This is a genomic window from Nocardia niigatensis NBRC 100131 (assembly GCF_000308655.1).
Taxonomy (GTDB): Bacteria; Actinomycetota; Actinomycetes; order Mycobacteriales; family Mycobacteriaceae; genus Nocardia; species Nocardia niigatensis.
The window spans coordinates 1-15,296 of sequence record NZ_BAGC01000067.1; the positions used below are offsets into that span (position 1 = coordinate 1).

Annotated in this window: 16 protein-coding genes and 1 pseudogene; 7 read left to right on the forward strand and 10 right to left on the reverse strand. The window is 68.3% G+C overall.

Going from position 1 to position 15,296, the window contains the following annotated elements:
- Nucleotides 1-171 precede the first annotated feature (171 nt).
- Together ON33_RS28950 and ON33_RS28955 are read right to left on the reverse strand one after the other, a co-directional pair.
- Nucleotides 172-732 carry a methylated-DNA--[protein]-cysteine S-methyltransferase gene (locus ON33_RS28950; RefSeq protein ID WP_051152987.1) on the reverse strand — a complete coding sequence of 187 codons (561 nt, stop codon included), beginning with the start codon at nt 730-732 and terminating at the stop codon, nt 172-174.
- A gap of 52 nt (nt 733-784) precedes the next feature.
- Nucleotides 785-1,087, reverse strand: coding sequence for a hypothetical protein (locus tag ON33_RS28955; RefSeq protein ID WP_040862295.1), 303 nt, complete (start codon nt 1,085-1,087; stop codon nt 785-787).
- Nucleotides 1,088-1,149: 62 nt separating this feature from the next.
- On the opposite strand from ON33_RS28955, the gene yczR reads away from it, so the two are divergent.
- Nucleotides 1,150-2,646, forward strand: a complete 1,497-nt coding sequence (gene yczR / locus ON33_RS28960) for a MocR-like transcription factor YczR (RefSeq protein WP_040862296.1) — start codon at nt 1,150-1,152, stop codon at nt 2,644-2,646.
- A gap of 287 nt (nt 2,647-2,933) precedes the next feature.
- Here yczR and ON33_RS28965 read toward each other — a convergent pair whose 3' ends face one another.
- A complete protein-coding gene (locus tag ON33_RS28965; protein WP_040862297.1) occupies nt 2,934-4,235 on the reverse strand; it encodes an adenylosuccinate synthase in 1,302 nt (433 codons plus the stop codon).
- 278 nt (nt 4,236-4,513) lie between these two features.
- Here ON33_RS28965 and ON33_RS28970 point away from each other — a divergent pair, with 278 nt between their 5' ends.
- Together ON33_RS28970 and ON33_RS28975 are read left to right on the forward strand one after the other, a co-directional pair.
- Nucleotides 4,514-5,173: a hypothetical protein gene (locus ON33_RS28970; RefSeq protein ID WP_040862298.1), complete on the forward strand. Its 660-nt coding sequence runs from the start codon at nt 4,514-4,516 to the stop codon at nt 5,171-5,173.
- A gap of 57 nt (nt 5,174-5,230) precedes the next feature.
- A complete protein-coding gene (locus tag ON33_RS28975; RefSeq protein ID WP_040862305.1) occupies nt 5,231-6,013 on the forward strand; it encodes a site-2 protease family protein in 783 nt (260 codons plus the stop codon).
- A 496-nt stretch (nt 6,014-6,509) separates the two neighbouring features.
- Here the strand turns inward: ON33_RS28975 and ON33_RS28980 are convergent, their stop codons facing one another.
- From ON33_RS28980 to ON33_RS28985, 3 genes are all read right to left on the reverse strand, one after another.
- Complete coding sequence (locus ON33_RS28980) at nt 6,510-6,800, reverse strand: hypothetical protein (RefSeq protein WP_051152989.1); 291 nt, start codon at nt 6,798-6,800, stop codon at nt 6,510-6,512.
- 612 nt (nt 6,801-7,412) lie between these two features.
- A complete protein-coding gene (locus ON33_RS44105; RefSeq protein ID WP_281033247.1) occupies nt 7,413-7,541 on the reverse strand; it encodes a hypothetical protein in 129 nt (42 codons plus the stop codon).
- Between the two features lie 194 nt (nt 7,542-7,735).
- Nucleotides 7,736-8,053, reverse strand: coding sequence for an anti-sigma factor antagonist (locus ON33_RS28985; protein ID WP_218001526.1), 318 nt, complete (start codon nt 8,051-8,053; stop codon nt 7,736-7,738).
- 91 nt (nt 8,054-8,144) lie between these two features.
- Here ON33_RS28985 and ON33_RS28990 point away from each other — a divergent pair, with 91 nt between their 5' ends.
- Nucleotides 8,145-8,327, forward strand: coding sequence for a hypothetical protein (locus tag ON33_RS28990; RefSeq protein ID WP_040862299.1), 183 nt, complete (start codon nt 8,145-8,147; stop codon nt 8,325-8,327).
- A gap of 290 nt (nt 8,328-8,617) precedes the next feature.
- Here the strand turns inward: ON33_RS28990 and ON33_RS28995 are convergent, their stop codons facing one another.
- A complete protein-coding gene (locus tag ON33_RS28995) occupies nt 8,618-8,998 on the reverse strand; it encodes a winged helix-turn-helix transcriptional regulator (protein ID WP_040862300.1) in 381 nt (126 codons plus the stop codon).
- An 84-nt stretch (nt 8,999-9,082) separates the two neighbouring features.
- Between ON33_RS28995 and ON33_RS29000 the strand changes: the two genes are divergently transcribed.
- Complete coding sequence (locus ON33_RS29000; RefSeq protein ID WP_040862301.1) at nt 9,083-9,493, forward strand: RidA family protein; 411 nt, start codon at nt 9,083-9,085, stop codon at nt 9,491-9,493.
- A 493-nt stretch (nt 9,494-9,986) separates the two neighbouring features.
- Here ON33_RS29000 and ON33_RS38675 read toward each other — a convergent pair whose 3' ends face one another.
- Nucleotides 9,987-10,772 (reverse strand): CPBP family intramembrane glutamic endopeptidase, encoded by a 786-nt coding sequence (locus ON33_RS38675; protein ID WP_051152995.1) that lies wholly within the window; start codon nt 10,770-10,772, stop codon nt 9,987-9,989.
- Nucleotides 10,773-11,255: 483 nt separating this feature from the next.
- Here ON33_RS38675 and ON33_RS29010 point away from each other — a divergent pair, with 483 nt between their 5' ends.
- Nucleotides 11,256-12,041, forward strand: coding sequence for a flavin reductase family protein (locus ON33_RS29010; RefSeq protein ID WP_245550818.1), 786 nt, complete (start codon nt 11,256-11,258; stop codon nt 12,039-12,041).
- Nucleotides 12,042-12,252: 211 nt separating this feature from the next.
- On the opposite strand, the gene ON33_RS29015 is transcribed toward ON33_RS29010, so the two are convergent.
- Nucleotides 12,253-13,404: an FUSC family protein gene (locus ON33_RS29015; RefSeq protein WP_245550821.1), complete on the reverse strand. Its 1,152-nt coding sequence runs from the start codon at nt 13,402-13,404 to the stop codon at nt 12,253-12,255.
- Nucleotide 13,405: 1 nt separating this feature from the next.
- Nucleotides 13,406-13,849: a DUF3151 domain-containing protein gene (locus ON33_RS29020; protein ID WP_063711087.1), complete on the reverse strand. Its 444-nt coding sequence runs from the start codon at nt 13,847-13,849 to the stop codon at nt 13,406-13,408.
- Nucleotides 13,850-13,932: 83 nt separating this feature from the next.
- On the opposite strand from ON33_RS29020, the pseudogene ON33_RS29025 reads away from it, so the two are divergent.
- A pseudogene (locus ON33_RS29025) lies at nt 13,933-15,296 on the forward strand (hypothetical protein); the annotation flags it as partial.

The following is a 15,296-nucleotide window of genomic DNA, read 5'->3' on the forward strand; positions in this document are numbered from 1 at the left end:
GCGCTGCCGCGCTGGGGATCCCCGCCGCACTCGCGGGTGGCGCCGTCGGCGGTGCCACCGGAGCAGCGGTCGGCGGCTTCCTGGGCAGTGCGCTCTGAGCCGCCGAAGTCTCACCGCAGCGGGTGCGTTCGCACCGATCCGCTCGGTGCGAACGCCTTCCGCGTCGTCGGGTCAGAACAGCGTCGGCTCGCCGAAACCCGGAGTGCGCTCGATTTCGAGCAGGCGCTGTTTGGTGGTGAGGCCGCCGGGGGCGGAGAAGCCGTGCAGGGCGTGGTCGGCGGCCAGGACGCGGTGGCACGGGATGATGAGCGGAATCGGGTTGCGGCCCAGGGACTGTCCAACCGCCTGAGCCCCGCCCGGTGCGCCGATGCGGTTGGCGACGGCGCCGTAGTTGAGGGTGTGGCCCGGGTCGATCGCGCGGGTCACCTGGTAGACCGCGCGGTCGAAGTCGTTGAACGCGCTGGCGTCCAGGCGAATCCAGCGCAGGTCGTCCAGGTCGCCGGTGAGGTGGGCACGAATGCGGTCGATGGCGGCGGCCATGTCGGCGCTCGGATCGGCCTCGTGGATGTCGACGTAGCGGTGGCGGCGCAGGATGTGGGTGCGGGTGGCCGCGGGGTCGCGGTCGGGGAGGGCGAAGCGCAGGACGCCGGTGGCGCTCCAGGCGATGGCACACACGCCGATCGCGGTATCGAAGAGCACCGCCGACGCCAGGGGTCGAGCCGGGGCGGACATAAGGCCAGTGTGCACGGTGGCACCGACAAGATCCCTAATCAAGTCCAGTTGCTTAGAACTGGACTGATTCTCCGCGGCAAGGAATGGTGGACAGGGCCGCGACCGCCGGCGCGCCGCGACGGAACCGGCGTGCCGGAGTGGGCGGGCCGGCCTCCGGGCGCAGCGAGGCGACGGCCGCCAGGTCCGAATACTGCCGGGACGCTTCATATTCGGCGACTGACCAGTCCGACATGGGAGCATGCGGGCGATACCGCTCCAGCAGCACGCCCCAGCGCTCGCCGGGCTTGGGCGCGTACCGGTACACGAGACCGGCGAAAACGGCGACGATCAAGAGGGAGACCAGCAGAGCGACCATGACCCCATGGTGGCCCCGCCCCGGACTTGAAGAAAATATCCAGTACCCCGATACTGGCCTGTATGGCGACACGAGTGATCGGCGCGGCCAGCCTGACGCGCGACCTGGGCCGGTGGCGGAACGACGAACCCGGCGGCGCCCCCGCGGACAGCGGCAAGCGCGCCGCGCGGCCCGCGTACGTGGCCCTGGCGGAGAGCATCCGGCTGCTCATTCACGACGGCCGCGCGCCCCTCGGCGTGGCTCTGCCCAGCGAGCGGGATCTGGCCACCAGTCTCTCGGTCAGCCGCACCACCGTCACCTCCGCGTACTCACTGCTGCGCGAGCACGGCTACCTGATCAGCCGGCAGGGCTCGCGCAGCACCGTGGCACTGCCGCCGACCGTGGTGCACGACGGCGCCAAGCCCGCGCGCAGCATTCTGGCCATGATGGCGCAGCCGGAACTGCCGACCATCGACATGACCTACGCGGCCATGGCCGCCCCGCCGCAGATGAACGAGGCGTACTCCTTTGCCCTGCAAGGTCTTCCGACCTATCTCGGCACACACGGCATGGACCCGGTGGGTGTGCTCATGTTGCGCGAGGCGCTGGCCCGCCGCTACACCGAGCGCGGCCTGCCCACCGAACCGGACCAGATCCTCATCACCCTGGGCGCGCAGCACGGGCTGCGGCTGCTGCTCAATGTGCTGACCACCCCGGCGGAACGGGTCCTGATCGAGCACCCGACCTATCCGAACGCCATCGAGGCGATTCGCGATGTGGGCGCGCGCCCGGTGCCGGTGCCCATGCGCCCGGACGGCTGGGATCTGGACGGAATCCGCAGTGCCGCACGGCAGACCGCGGCCAGTGTCGCCTACCTGATCCCCGACTTCAACAATCCGACCGGCCACCTGCTCGACGCGGAGGGCCGTGCGGAACTGGCCGCCATCGCCCGCGAGACCCGCATGACGGTGATCGTCGACGAATCCATGGTGGACCTGGACCTCACCGGTCTCGAATCCCCGCCCCCCGCCGCCGCTTTCGCCCGCAATTCGGAGATCGTCACCATCGGCTCGGCCTCCAAGTCCTTCTGGGGCGGCCTGCGCGTCGGCTGGGTCCGCGCCAACCAGGCCCTCATCACCAAACTCCTGGGCACCCGCTCCACCGTCGACCTCGGCACCCCCGTCATGGACCAACTCGCCACCGTCCACCTGCTCCGCAATGCCGACGAGATCCTCACCACCCGCAGGGATCAACTCCGTTCCCGCCGCGCGGTCCTCCTGGAAACCCTCGCCGAGGAACTCCCCGACTGGCGGGTCACCCCCGGCGCCGGCGGCATGTCGCTCTGGGCCCAACTCCCCGCCCCGGTCTCCACTGCCCTGGCCGCCACCGCCCCCAACCACGGCGTACTCCTCGCCGCCGGCCCACGTTTCGGCGTCCAGGGCGCCTTCGAGCGCTTCATCCGGCTCCCCTTCACCCACGAGGAATCCGACCTGCGAGTCGCCGTGAAGTCGATCGCGGCCGCCACCTCGGCCCTCACCCCGCACGCCGGCGACCCACTCGCCCCACTGATCACCTACTGAGTCACCCCACACGCCAGCGACCCACTCGCCCCGCTGATCATCTACTGACGTCACCCAGCGAAGCGGTGCTTACGACCCTCGAACCCGCAATTTGCCCTGAAACAGCTCGCGCCCGCCGCGAAAGCGGCAGGCACGTGTTTTCCGCTCAGCGACAATTGATTTCGCAAGATACGGGTAACTCAACGGGTACGACCAAAGTCGGTTCGGCACCTGACGCAAGCACGGGTGCCGTACCGGCGACGGCTCTCAGCCTCCCCGCTGAAGTCCCGGGGACGCGGGGGAGCCCGCTAAATTCCCGGGAAGGCGGCGACGTCGTGGCGGACGATGGTCTGGTCGCGGCCCGGGCCGACACCGATGCACGACACCCGCGCGCCCGACAGCTCTTCCAGGCGCTCGACGTAGGCCTGGGCGTTGGCGGGGAGTTCCTCGAAAGTGCGGGCGCCGGAGATGTCCTCCCACCAGCCGGGCATTTCCTCGTAAATCGGCTTGGCGTGGTGGAATTCGGTCTGGGTGGTGGGCATCTGCTCGACGCGCTTGCCGTCGATCTCGTAGGCGACGCAGATCGGGACGGTGTCCAGGCTGGAGAGGACGTCCAGCTTGGTGAGGAAGTAGTCGGTGATGCCGTTCACACGGGTGGCGTAGCGGGCGATCACGGCGTCGAACCAGCCGGTGCGGCGGGCACGGCCGGTGGTGACACCGACCTCGCCGCCGGTCTTGGCCAGGTAGGCGCCGGACTCGTCGAAGAGCTCGGTCGGGAACGGGCCGGAACCGACGCGGGTGGTGTACGCCTTCAGGATGCCGAGCACCGTGGTGATCTTGTTCGGGCCGACGCCCGCGCCCACGGCCGCGCCACCGGCGGTCGGGTTCGAGGAGGTGACGTACGGGTAGGTGCCGTGGTCGACGTCGAGCAGGGTGCCCTGCGAACCCTCCAGCAGCACAATCTCATCGCGCTCCAGGGCCTCGTTGAGCAGCAGGCGGCTGTCGGCGATGCGGTGCTTGAAACCCTCGGCCTGCTCCAGCACCTCGTCCACCACCTGCTGCGGGTCCAGCGCGCGGCGGTTGTAGATCTTCACCAGCACCTGGTTCTTGAATTCCAGTGCGGCCTCGACCTTCTGGGTGAGGATCTTCTCGTCCAGCACGTCGGCCACGCGGACGCCGACGCGAGCGACCTTGTCCTGGTAGCACGGTCCGATGCCGCGGCCGGTGGTACCGATCTTCTTGTTGCCCAGGAATCGTTCGGTGACCTTATCGATGGCCACGTGGTACGGCATGATCAGGTGCGCGTCGGCCGAGAGCAGCAGGCGGGAGGTGTCCACACCGCGCTCTTCCAGACCGGCGAGTTCGGCCAGCAGCACGCCCGGATCCACCACCACGCCGTTGCCGATGACGTTGGTCACACCCGGCGTGAGGATGCCGGACGGGATCAGGTGCAGCGCGAAGCTCTCACCGTTCGGCAGCACCACGGTGTGACCCGCGTTGTTGCCGCCCTGGTATCGAACTACCCACTGGACCCGGTCACCGAGCAGATCGGTCGCTTTGCCCTTGCCCTCGTCGCCCCACTGGGCGCCGATCAGCACGATTGCCGGCATGTGGTGTCTCCTACGGGTTCGACGCGCAGCACCTCTGTTGCTGCAGCTACCCGCCGTCAGAAGGCGGTGGCCGGGGGCACAGTCTACGCGATCGCGTCATACCTCCAGGTGCACGGCCCGCGCCTCGGCGAACCCCGACATAACGGATGCGCAGCGGGGACAGCGCGGCAAATAAGACAGGGCTATGGTGGCACGGGGAGAGGGACCGGCCGCGGGGGTCCATCGGATATGCAGCGAGGCGGACAGGTGTTGGCAAGCCAGAGGAGGGTGTTCGGCAGTTGAGTACCCATGTTCTCCGCTGCGACGGCGCGCCCGTACCCATCGCGCTGGCCTCCCTGCCCCTGACCCAGACCTCCGCTCTTCCCGACACCAGCGCCCTGGACGAGCTGCTCCCGGTCATGGCCGCCGACAGCCTGCCCCGGCTGATCGTGCTCGGCGAGGATGCCGGATTGGCAGCGGTCCTCACACATCTCATGCGCACCGAACGCCTCGGTGTCGAAATCGGCTATGTCCCTATCGATCGCACGTACGGCTCGCGCGCCTACGAGACCGGTACCGGTTCCGCCGCGGCCAAGCGCGCGCTGGAGGGCAAGGCCACCGAGACCCCGCTGATCCGCGACGACACCGGCAAGGTGCTGATCGGCCGCGCCACCCTCGTCGGCGAAGCGGGTGCGAAACTCGAGGGCGAGGCGTACGTCGACGACACCCGGCTGTTCACGGGAAAGGTCGCGGCACTGCATGTTTCGCCCATGCTGGAGATGCCCGGCCTGCACGCGACCGTACAGCGCGGCCTGCGCAAGAAGCGCTGGGTCGAGGGTCGCGCCATGCAGCTGGGCACCAGTGGCGCCATCGTCACCCGCGACGGGATCACCACCGATCGGCCGGTGAAACGCTCCACGTTCTACCGGCACCACGAACCTTGGCTGCTGGTTCGCTGATTCACCCCCAGAATGGGTGGCGGCGGTACTGACGAGCCGACCAGTTGGGAGTATCAGGTGAATTACCCGCGCGCGGTGGGCCGGGCGTCCGGAGCGGTCCGGCCCAGTCCGGTGTTCCTGCTGGTCATGGTGATCACGATCGCGGGCGGAGTGCTCGCCTGGGACGCCGACTATGGTTCGCGCCAAGCCCAATTCGGCGTTTTCATCCTGGTGGTGGCCGGCTGGATCGTGTCCATCTGCCTGCACGAGTTCGCGCACGCGTACGTGGCGTGGCGGGCCGGGGACCGGGAAGTGGAGATGCGCGGGTATCTGACGCTCAATCCACTCAAGTACAGCCATCCGCTGCTGTCGATCGGGCTGCCGGTGGTGTTCATCGCGCTCGGCGGGTTCGCGCTGCCCGGTGGCGCGGTGTACGTGCACTCGCACAACTTCAGCCCGCGGGTGCAGCGGATCCTGAGCGGCGCGGGACCGGCGGTGAACGCGCTGTGCGCGATCGTGCTGCTGGTGATCGTGCGGTTCTACGGCAGCACCCATTCGCACGCGACGTTCTGGTTCGGGCTCAGTTACCTTGCGTTCCTGCAGATTACGGCGACGGTGCTGAATCTCATCCCGATTCCCGGGACCGACGGCTACGGGATTCTGGAGCCGTCGCTGAGCTATCAGACGCGGCGATCGCTGGATCAGATCAAGCCGTTCGGCATCCTGATCCTGTTCGCGCTGCTGTTCACCCCGGAACTCAACCGGCTCTTCTTCGACGGGATCAACGCGCTGTTCGAGTTGTCCGGGCTGCCCGGCGGCTGGTGGTCCGCGGGCAGCTCGCTGACGCGCTTCTGGCTGTGACCTTCCGGGTGGGCCGTCCGAACGACCCGGTAGCCGGGCGGCCCATCGCGACGACAGCGGTCCGGAGGAACCGTTGCCACCTGTCGCTGCGAGTCCGGAACCGGACTACCCCTCGTGAATCCGGCCTGATACGAACGGTAGGGCGGCGCAGGCCGTTCGACGCGAGTAGCGGACTACCCGAAGATCAAGGGGGAGAGCCCGCAGGCGAGCCGGAAATACCCGCCGCACGACGGGCACGGCGGAATCTCCGACACCGGGCTGATCGAACAAGTGCGGGGCCGGTGTCGGAGATGCCCCCAAACGCCGGCCGGGCCTGCATCACCCGGCCCGAACGCTCCACCGGACAGGAACACCCGCGGGCCCGCACCACCAACCGCGGACGGACGAACACCACCGGTATCAGCCGATAACTCCGATATCTCAGAAGAAAGCGACAACCCCGGCGGGACCTATCCGCCGGGGTTGTCGCTGTGTGAGGGTATGTCGTCGGGGCCTACTACCCATAGTTCGGGTCGTCACCGAACAGCGGAAGTTGCCGGGAACTCGCGGGCCCGCCGAGACGGCGCAGGCAGCGGGCACAGGTGACATCGGCGCGAGTCGGCTCCAGCACGGTGGGCGACCATCCCGCGATCCCGGTACGGCACAGCAACTCCGGGACCTCCTCGCCCTCGACCCACTGGCCGAGACTGACCGCGTGTACGGTGCGCCCGGCCCGGACGACCGCGTGCACGCCGGGGTCGCCGAACCGCGCTCGCGCGCTGGCGGCAAGGGGAGCGATATCGGTCATATGCCCAACGGTAAAGGCGCCGGCCGACAGGTTCTCGCCCTGAACGGGTTTCGGCGCCCCGCACCTGCGGCTGCGGGGCAGGCACCCGGCTGCGTGTCGAAGGACGGTGAAAGGACGGTGTAACTCGCAGAAACGTCGGTTCCGTACGAGACCGTTCGCGCCGACGCTGCAGAGCGTGATCGCCAGTCAATCGCAGTCTGCGTCACAGGCAGGATCCTGGAGCGCACCAAAACGCACCAAGCGCTCCAAATGCACCGAAATACACCAAGTGCACCCATCCCGTTATGGCCATCTGCAGCGTGAGATGGGTGCTGTGCTTCCAACAACTCGCCATGCCCCGATAGCCCATCTCATGACCGAAGCCTTTTGCCGCACAGGAAAACTGAGAACCGCCCGGAGGAACTCGTGACCGCCTTGATCACCAATGTGCGAGCACGGGAGTCGCTGCGAGTGTGGTCGGTGGGCTCGTGTGGTGGATACACGCGGACGGACCGATCCGCCTGTGCGCCGGATTCGTCGCGGTGCTCCACCGCGACGCGGCACGGCGCAAGGATGCCCGCGCAGTGCCGGCCGCCACGAAGCGACACGGTCGGGAACGGTGAAGCGGACCGATCAGCGGTTCCGGGCATTTTCCGGCCGGCCGGCCGACCACCGCCACCTCGGCAGACCGGCCCGGTGGGTGCTGTCCACGCGCTTGCCGATGACGCCCTCGATGTCGTGCTCGGCGTCGACCTCCAGCATCCGCGAGACCGGGATGTCGCGGTAGGACGGCGACAGCAGGACCGGGCCATGAGGCAGTCCCAGCCGTTCGAGGTGCGCACGGCGTTCCAGGTAGGTCAGCGAGTGGCCGGGCGAACCGCACCGATGACAACATCGGCCGGAGTGAACTGCCGCATGTCGGCGCACACAGATGTCAGGTGGCTTGTGTAGCCGTCTCAGGCGCGCAGGGCCTCCTCGACGCTGTGGTAGAGCGCGAGAAACTCTTCCAGACCGGTGATTTCGATCGGATGAACCACCGGCCGGTTGCTGTCGACGACGATACGCAAGGGCTGCTGCAGGTTTTCGGCACTGCGACTGACCTTGAGAAGAGCCGCGAGGCCATGGCCGCCCAGGAAACGCACGTCGGTCATATCCAGGACGCAGAACCCGCCGCGAGTGCGGGCCAGGCAGGTACGCACCGCCTGCTCGAGCTGCGCGCCGGTAGCGATGTCGACCTCACCACGCACCGTCACGATCGCGACCTCGCCGGCCATCCGATGTTCGGCCACCAGCTCGGAAACCGCCGACGAATCATCCCGGTCAGTCATAAGCAAAACCCTAGACCTCGGCAACCAGCTGGTAGCAGTGACCCGGCCGCCGCACGCCCCGGTGGTCTACACGATCGCTTTCGGCACCGACGGTGGCGTCGCGGTCGCCAACAGCATCGGCCTGGTCGTCGGAGTCACGAGAAACGAGGGAACACGAGCGGCGATCGACAAGCTCCGCGGCAAGTTCGGGCGGCTGATGCGGCGCTCGAGCGGTGCATAATCCGACGCGCCTGCACAACCGGCACCGCCGGCGCCGGAATCCGAAGCGTCCGAACAGGAACCGTCGACATCAGATATCACGCACGACCGGCAAGAACGCCGCAACAAACTGGCGCGCAAGAAGCGCTTCAAAATTCTTCCCGACAAGAATGGGAAAAAATGGCGGTACCGGCCAGTTCGGCCGGCACGACATCAAGCTGAACTGTCATCGCCTCATACCCGTGCGCGCAAGCATCCATCAAGAGCAAGGACGTAGGTGTAGAACCGACATCCGGACCGACGCGCGGTGCATCAGGCGAGGTCCGACTCATCGAAGCGGGTGCGCGCGTTTTCGATCTCGGGCATGTGCTTGTCGGCCCACCCGAGCAGGATATCGACCGGGTGGCGAAGGGTCTTGCCGAGCGGAGTGATCCGGTATTCGACGGCGACCGGGCGGGAGCTGAGAAGTTCGCGCTGAACGATGCCGTTGCGTTCCAGTCGACGCAGGGTGGCGGTCAGCGACTTCTGCGTCACGGCGGGGATTGCGCGGCGCAGATCGTTGAAGCGGCTAGGCCTCTCGCACAGTTCGTTGAGCACCGCCAATGACCACTTGTCGAGGACTTGATCGAGCAGCTCCCGATGAGGCGAGGTGATCGTGAGTTCGCCGGGATCGGCCTGGGAAGTATCGCGCATGCTACCTAGTCTCGTTGAAGTGCCCTTCGCATACCAGGTATCAAATCTATACCTGTCCAGTTCGGCATTTCGAGGAGAACTTTCATGGCCGTTCGGTATCTCACCCCCGAGGGCATTACACGCCCCACTCCGTATCACCACGTCGCTGTCGGGTCCGGAACCAGACATGTTCACGTCGCCGGTCAGATCGCGCGGCTCGCCGACGGAACCCCAGTGTCCGAAGGCGATCTCGCGGGCCAGGTCGCCCAATCGTTGCGCAACACCGCGACGGGGCTGGCCGACGCGGGGGCGACATTCGACGACGTCCTTCGCCTGACCTTCTACGTGACGGAGTGGCAGCCCGAGAAGATCGGTGAGTTCATGGCCGGTGTCGAACAGGTCGCCGAGGAGATCGGGCTCGCACTGCCGCTACCGCCGGCATCACTCATCGGCGTGGACTACCTGTTCGAGCCGGGCGTGCTCGTCGAGGTCGAGGCGACCGCCGTCGTCGACTGATCCCTCCCCAGCGGAAGGCGGGGCGACCACGCGCAGTGGCGGCCTCGGGTGGCGCGTGACAGTGCGCCCACCTGGGGCCCTGCCCGGCCCTGGGCCCAAAGCGATTCGGCCGTCCATCTGGCGTGCATCCCATCACGACGTAGGAGCAATTCATCGCGGCAGGCCCGGTCGTGACGTGGCTGAAGGCATGTCACTGCCCAGTGCGGTGCGTACACGCCTCCTTGCCCCGGCTGCGCGCTCTGAGAACCCAGAGGCGTAATAGCCGGAATCCCTAGCTGGTGGCGTCAGCCCCCGGGCTTCAGGCCCCGAGGCGCGGGGTCGATGAGGGTGGAAGACGGATGAGGGGCGAACACCAGTTGCAGGCCTGTAGTAATGCGAGTCGGCAGCTGCCGCCGGGTGGTGGTGTGATGATGTGCGGAATGTGTTGTGCGGCTTGACCGAGGGTGGGCTGCACCTGGCGGCCGGGGGGGTGAGCGCCGGCCGCGGGCGTGGTTCAGTGCGACGACGCGTCGACTGCACGCGGAGTCCGCGACGTGCCGCCCCATATCAGACCGGCGGTGAGCGCGGCCGTGAGGACTCCGGCGGTGATCGCGCTGATCGGCCGGTCCAGCCCTGGGGTGTAGGCGGCGGTGACATTGATCGAGGCGTGCATCAGGATCGCCGCGCTCACTCCATGCCCGGTGCGATCGTGCAGCCACACGATCAGCACCCGAGTGGCGACCGTACCGAGGAACCATCCGGCGATCCAACCCACCGGATGTCCCGCCTCGAACAACGGAATCACATGCCAGACCGCCCAATAGACACCCAGGCCGAGCGCGGCCGGCAACATGCCGAAGCGCTGCCGTAACGGCTCGATGGCATATCCGGTCCAGCCCAGCTCCTCGCAGGTCGCTGCGATCAGGAAAACCAGCACCAGCCCCGGTGCGGCGGCCGGAGACAACGGCAGCCGCCATCCGGCCTGCCCCGTCCAGCACACCGCCGCCGCGGACCCCACCGCCGGCGCCACCGGCAGCAACACGGCAAGCGCATACCAGCGCAGCGCGGCAGCGGGACGGTCCACGGCCCGCAGCAGCAGGCCCGGCACCGCCGCGGCACCGGAATACCGCCAGGTCAGTGCCACGGCAACGGCAACCGGAACCACGAACATGACTGCGCTCGCCGGCAGCCGCAGTGCGCCCATCCGTACCCCGCCGGTGACCGCGCCCAACACGAAGAACGGGATCGAGGACACCGCAACCGAAGTCAGGAACAGCAGCGGTCTGCGCTCATCGATCACGCTTCGACCGTACTGCCACAGCCCCGAAAAGCGTATCCGCGCTTACTGTTCGGCCGGTGAAGGCCAGTGATGTGAAAAGTCACCTCAGCGCCCGCGGAAGAGCCTTCGATTCCTGATACGTTGCCGGGCAGCATGTTCCTTCGATGCCGGCCTACATCGGCTACTAGCTTTGGTGCCTCATGAGATTGGCGTCAGCAGGCGGGCGTTGCGGTCGATCGTCAGTCTCGTGAACCAGCCGGCGCAGGAACTCGATGATGTGGGCGTTCATGTTCGATCCGACCGCGACGGCCGCGAGCTGAGCACGCTCGTAGGCCCGTGAGGGATAGCCGTGCGAGAAGTAGCCCTAGCGGTCTACGGAGCGGTCTGGTTGTTCTGATGGCAGTTGGGTGAAATCGGCAACCGCGCTGGGCCGCTGCTGGTTTCATGTCCGGCTGTGCGCGATGAGGGCCCGCCGACGCATGCCGGTTCGGGGAGTTGTCACGGATGGAGCTGGAACGGCATTTCCATCTGGCTACTGGAGCAGCGAGCAGCACGACGGAAACCGGTGCGGGCCCTGCGGCTCGTACCGGCTTTTATGCGGTGACCATTTTCTGCCAGCATGCGGTCGCCGGGGCCAGCATTGTGGATGGCATGCACAGGGCGATTGATTTGAAGGTTCTGTACTTCGGGACGCCGGTAGTGCTGATCAGTACCCGCAATGTGGATGGGACGGCGAATATCGCACCGATGTCGTCGGCGTTCTGGCTCGGGGATCAGGGCATGCTGGGGATGAATTCCGCGTCCCAGACGACACGGAACATGCTGCGGGAGCGGGAATGTGTGCTCAATTTGCCGTCCTCGGCGCTCGTCGCTGCCGTGGATCGACTCGCATTGTTGAGTGGTTCACCGGAAATGACGCCGCACAAACTCGAGAAGGGTTATCGGTACGAGCCGAACAAGTTCGGGGCGGCGGGGCTGACGCCCGTCGCGTCGGAAATCGTGGCGGTACCGCGGATTGCCGAGTGCCCGATTCAACTCGAGTGCACGGTGTTGTCCTCGCGGCCGTTCGATGAACACGACAGCGTCACCACCCACACCGTCCAGGTCGTCCGCGCCCACGTGGAGGAGGAGCTGATCATCCCCGGCACCGCCCACATCGATCCCCAGGGCTGGGATCCCCTCATCATGAAGTTCTGCGAATTCTTCGGCGGTGGAACCCAACTCCAGCCCTCCCGCCTGGCTGAAGCCTGGCAGATCCCACAACCCCAACCTGCCCGCCAGCCGGTATGAGGGCCCACCGAGGTCGGGCCGGAGGCCTCGATTCTGCAAAGCCGCGTGGGTGCCCCCACGTCAAAGGCAAGCTCCGCGAATCCATCTCGCTCTGACACCACCACCCCAGACCAGGAAGACAGCCCGATGGCCAAGAAGACCACCAACTCGGTGGGGTCGGCCCGCGCGGCGGGCGTCGCGGTCCGTGAATCGGGCAGATGCACCCGGCGGTTCAGTCGATCGGCGTGACGTAGGGATGCGGGACCGTCGGCGGCAGCAACGCCATGGCGGACAGCCGGCGCACCCCGCACACCTGCATGAGATCCACCACGATGGAACGCAATTGGGCGAAGACCACGTGCGCGGACAGCCCGGCGCCGTTCACCAGATCCTTGGTCGCGCCCTTGCCGACCGAGCGCAGCACCCGGGTCGCCTCGGCGGGATCGGGTTTCTCGTCCGGGTCGGCCAGCATCATGCGGCGCACCACGTCCACCGCCGCACCGAGCTTCTCGACCTCGGCGATGAGCCCCGGATTCAGCACCTCGTCGTCGCGCACCGAGGTGAGGGCGCGGCGCAGCAGCACCCGGGTATTGCGGACCGCGTTGTCGAGCGGGTCCGCGGCCTTCCGCAGCCGGTCCAGGCGGGAGCGAGAGTTCCAGTACAGCGGGGAGATTCGAATGATCTCCCGGCTGCCCTCGAGGGTGTTGCGCAGGGAGTCGATGGCGCCCTGGGTGCCGCGCGCCGTCTCGAGCGCCCGCTTGATCTTGTCGGAATCCTGTTCGAGCAGACCGTCCGCGCACTCGGTGAGGGCCTTGCCCATCACCTCGAGAATCCCGGCGGCCTGCTCCCGGGCCCGGCGCACCGGATGCAGCGGAATCGCCGCCACCACCACGATGCCGGCCAGACCGCCCACCAGCGCGTCGATCATGCGCAGGGCCGCGCCGCCGTTGCCGGGCGGGTAGAGGGTCGCGACCAGCACCGCGGAACTCGCCGCCTGCATGGTGATGACCGGACCGCCGTCGAGGAAGACGGCCGTGCACATGGCGAGCACCACCAGCAGCATGATCTGCCAACCGCCGGTGCCCACCCGGGAGACGAACAGGTCACCGATGCCGATGCCGACGGCCACGCCGACGATCAGCTCGATCGACCGGCGCAGCCGCGCACCGAACGACACGCCGATCGAGATCATGGCGGCCATGGGCGCGAAGAACGGGTGCTCGTGCCCGATCACGTTGTGGGCGATGAACCAGGCCACCCCGGCGCCGATCGCGCACTGCACGATCGGCAGCAGTGAAGACTGGACGCGCCCGGCGGCCTTGCGCACGCGGGTGACGCTGCTCTCCCGGGCAGCGTCGATGGTTTCGCCTAGGCCGCTGCTCAATTCAGTCGAGGCCGAGCTCCGCGGCCGCACGCGGGTCGCAGTCCTCGAGCAGGTCCAGGCAGCGGGCGTACTCGTCGTTCTCGCCGATGGCGCGGGCCGCGCGGGCCAGCGCGCCGACGCTGCGCAGGAAGCCCCGGTTGGGCTCGTGGCTCCACGGCACCGGGCCGAAACCCTTCCAGCCGTTGCGGCGCAACAGGTCCAGGCCGCGGTGGTAGCCGGTGCGCGCGAAGGCGTAGGCGGCGACGATGTCGTGGTTGATCTCGCCCTCGGCGGCCTCACCCCGCTCCAGCGCGGCCTCGGCCAGGTAGGCCCAGGCGATGGAGGCGGTCGGATGCGCCGCGGCGACCTGCGCCGGATCCTGTTTCTGGAGCAGCGCGTCCTCCGCGTCGATGTTTTCCGGGAGGAGAACCGGCTGCGGTCCGAGCAGATCGCCGAAGGAGGTCATGCCGATCATTCTGCACCGCCGTCCGGAATGCTCAGTAGGCTGACCGTCGAATCACAGTTCCGCCGAAGCGAGGGGTGTATCGAGTGTCCGACCCGAAAGACGACCAGCAGCCGCAGGGTCCTGCCAACTCGACCCCCGGCACCGAGGACACCGCCGCCCCTGACACTCCGGCCGACCGGCCCGCGGCGCCGGACGATGCCGCCACGGACGACGCGCCGCCGACCGCCGCCACCGAAGTGATTCGCACCGGCGACACCCGGACCGAGGAGATCCGCACCGGCGCAGCCGAACCCGCGCCCGGCGCCGCGAAGCCCGCCCCGGGCCAGGGCAACCCGCCGGCCGCCAAGTCCGGCTCGGCCGGTTTCGCCACCATCCACTACGAGACCCCCAAGCCGCCCGCCGGCCCCGGCCGCGTCCAGCCGCCCGCCCCGCCGAGCACCCCCGGCAGCAAGCCCCCGGCCGCCGCCCGCCAGGGCTCCGGCGAATTCGTACCCCAGAACACCCCGAGCGGCCAGCCCGCGGCCCCGGGCGCGCCGAGCGGCAAGCCCGCCGGAAACCAGGCCGCGACGGGTCAGCAGCCCAGCACCCCGGCCGCCGCCGGAGGCCGGCCGGGCCCGGCCGGACAGGCGGCCCCACGGGACTCGAAGGAGCCCACGCCGCAGCAGGCTGCCGCTGCGAAGCCCAGCGGTGCCGGGCAATCCGGCCCCGGTGCGCAGGGTCAGCAGGCGGGGGCGGTGGACGACGCTCCTACGCAGTTCATTCCGGTTCAGCGACCGGGTGGGAAGCAGCAGCCTGCCCCGGGTGCGCAGGGCGCGGGCGAGGCCGCCGCGGATGCGACTACCCAGTTGATTCGGATCCAGCGGCCCGGGCAGGGCGCCGGCGGTCCCGGAAAGGCCGGTTCCGCGGCAGCGGAGAAGTCCGGTGGTGCGGTGAGCGGCGCTGCCGCGGGTGCCACCGCAGCAGCGGGCGCTGCTGCCGGGAAGGCCGCCGCGGAGTCGAAGAGCGGTGCGGCGCAGGGGAAGCCCGCGCCGGAAGACGTCCCCACCGAGGGGATGCCGCAGGCTGATTCGGGAGCGAAGGACGGTAAGGCCACCGGTGACGGCGACGGCGCGAGGAAAGGCGACCAGGCGAAGGACGGTGGCTCGGCGGCCGAGAAGGCCGGCGGGGCGGGCGATTCCGGCGCGAAGCCGGAGGCCGAATCCGGGGACGCCACGGGCGGGGACGCGAAAACCGTTGTGATCAAGAAGGTTCCGAGTCCCGCGGACGACGCGACGACGGCTTTGCCGATCGTGTCCGGGGAGCAGGGGACCGAGAAGATCCGCGTCTCAGGGGCGCAGGGACGGGCGGTCAGCAAGCCGCCGCAGACGCCGCGAGTGAACGCGGGCCCGCGCAATGTGGGGCCGAAGGGCAACGCCCCGGCGCCGGACGCGCCGGTGGAGGAGACGCG

Excerpts from the sequence above, each read along its gene's own strand:
- ON33_RS28985 (WP_218001526.1), bottom strand. The coding sequence starts at position 8,053 with ATGGCCGGCGAGGTCGCGATCGTGACGGTGCGTGGTGAGGTCGACATC.
- ON33_RS29020 (WP_063711087.1), bottom strand. The coding sequence starts at position 13,849 with ATGACCTCCTTCGGCGATCTGCTCGGACCGCAGCCGGTTCTCCTCCCG.
- ON33_RS28980 (WP_051152989.1), bottom strand. The coding sequence starts at position 6,800 with ATGACCGATATCGCTCCCCTTGCCGCCAGCGCGCGAGCGCGGTTCGGC.
- ON33_RS28955 (WP_040862295.1), bottom strand. The coding sequence starts at position 1,087 with ATGGTCGCTCTGCTGGTCTCCCTCTTGATCGTCGCCGTTTTCGCCGGT.
- yczR (WP_040862296.1), top strand. The coding sequence starts at position 1,150 with ATGGCGACACGAGTGATCGGCGCGGCCAGCCTGACGCGCGACCTGGGC.
- ON33_RS29000 (WP_040862301.1), top strand. The coding sequence starts at position 9,083 with ATGGCCGTTCGGTATCTCACCCCCGAGGGCATTACACGCCCCACTCCG.
- ON33_RS28950 (WP_051152987.1), bottom strand. The coding sequence starts at position 732 with ATGTCCGCCCCGGCTCGACCCCTGGCGTCGGCGGTGCTCTTCGATACC.
- ON33_RS29010 (WP_245550818.1), top strand. The coding sequence starts at position 11,256 with ATGGAGCTGGAACGGCATTTCCATCTGGCTACTGGAGCAGCGAGCAGC.
- ON33_RS28965 (WP_040862297.1), bottom strand. The coding sequence starts at position 4,235 with ATGCCGGCAATCGTGCTGATCGGCGCCCAGTGGGGCGACGAGGGCAAG.
- ON33_RS44105 (WP_281033247.1), bottom strand. The coding sequence starts at position 7,541 with ATGCTGGAGGTCGACGCCGAGCACGACATCGAGGGCGTCATCGGCAAG.
- ON33_RS28995 (WP_040862300.1), bottom strand. The coding sequence starts at position 8,998 with ATGCGCGATACTTCCCAGGCCGATCCCGGCGAACTCACGATCACCTCG.